Source organism: Streptomyces hokutonensis (assembly GCF_042751305.1).
Lineage (GTDB): Bacteria > Actinomycetota > Actinomycetes > Streptomycetales > Streptomycetaceae > Streptomyces > Streptomyces hokutonensis_A.
Genome location: NZ_JBHYWD010000056.1, coordinates 3,494 through 5,094, shown reverse-complemented (window position 1 = coordinate 5,094; position 1,601 = coordinate 3,494). Strand labels below are relative to the sequence as shown.

2 rRNA genes (1 of these 2 cut by a window edge) are annotated in these 1,601 nt (G+C 56.8%); both read right to left on the bottom strand.

Annotation, left to right across the window (positions count from 1 at the left end):
- Positions 1–117: ribosomal RNA gene (gene rrf / locus ACFXC1_RS51170) — 5S ribosomal RNA — on the bottom strand.
- An 89-nt stretch (positions 118–206) separates the two neighbouring features.
- Positions 207–1,601 (bottom strand): 23S ribosomal RNA (locus tag ACFXC1_RS51165) (it continues 1,795 nt past the right edge of the window).

The window sequence follows — 1,601 nt, the reverse complement described above, 5'->3', positions numbered from 1 at the left end:
GTTCGGCGGCGTCCTACTCTCCCACAGGGTCCCCCCTGCAGTACCATCGGCGCTGTAAGGCTTAGCTTCCGGGTTCGGAATGTAACCGGGCGTTTCCCTCACGCTATGACCACCGAAACACTATGAAACACATCAACCGCACCACCCAGTGGCCCCGGGTGGGGTTGTTCGTGGTTTCAGAACCAACACAGTGGACGCGAGCAACTGAGGACAAGCCCTCGGCCTATTAGTACCGGTCACCTCCAGCGGTTACCCGCCTTCCAGATCCGGCCTATCAACCCAGTCGTCTACTGGGAGCCTTAACCCATCAAGTGGGTGGGAACACTCATCTCGAAGCAGGCTTCCCGCTTAGATGCTTTCAGCGGTTATCCCTCCCGAACGTAGCCAACCAGCCATGCCCTTGGCAGAACAACTGGCACACCAGAGGTTCGTCCGTCCCGGTCCTCTCGTACTAGGGACAGCCCTTCTCAATGTTCCTGCGCGCGCAGCGGATAGGGACCGAACTGTCTCACGACGTTCTAAACCCAGCTCGCGTACCGCTTTAATGGGCGAACAGCCCAACCCTTGGGACCGACTCCAGCCCCAGGATGCGACGAGCCGACATCGAGGTGCCAAACCATCCCGTCGATATGGACTCTTGGGGAAGATCAGCCTGTTATCCCCGGGGTACCTTTTATCCGTTGAGCGACGGCGCTTCCACAAGCCACCGCCGGATCACTAGTCCCGACTTTCGTCCCTGCTCGACCCGTCGGTCTCACAGTCAAGCTCCCTTGTGCACTTACACTCAACACCTGATTGCCAACCAGGCTGAGGGAACCTTTGGGCGCCTCCGTTACTCTTTAGGAGGCAACCGCCCCAGTTAAACTACCCATCAGACACTGTCCCTGATCCGGATCACGGACCCAGGTTAGACATCCAGCACGACCAGACTGGTATTTCAACGACGACTCCACCCGAACTGGCGTCCGAGCTTCACAGTCTCCCAGCTATCCTACACAAGCCGAACCGAACACCAATATCAAACTGTAGTAAAGGTCCCGGGGTCTTTCCGTCCTGCTGCGCGAAACGAGCATCTTTACTCGTAGTGCAATTTCACCGGGCCTATGGTTGAGACAGTCGAGAAGTCGTTACGCCATTCGTGCAGGTCGGAACTTACCCGACAAGGAATTTCGCTACCTTAGGATGGTTATAGTTACCACCGCCGTTTACTGGCGCTTAAGTTCTCAGCTTCGCCACCCCGAAGAGTGACTAACCGGTCCCCTTAACGTTCCAGCACCGGGCAGGCGTCAGTCCGTATACATCGCCTTACGGCTTCGCACGGACCTGTGTTTTTAGTAAACAGTCGCTTCTCGCTGGTCTCTGCGGCCACCCCCAGCTCAGGAAGCAAGTTCCCTCACCAGTGATGGCCCCCCTTCTCCCGAAGTTACGGGGGCATTTTGCCGAGTTCCTTAACCATAGTTCACCCGAACGCCTCGGTATTCTCTACCTGACCACCTGAGTCGGTTTAGGGTACGGGCCGCCATGAAACTCGCTAGAGGCTTTTCTCGACAGCATAGGATCATCCACTTCACCACAATCGGCTCGGCATCAGGTCTCAGACT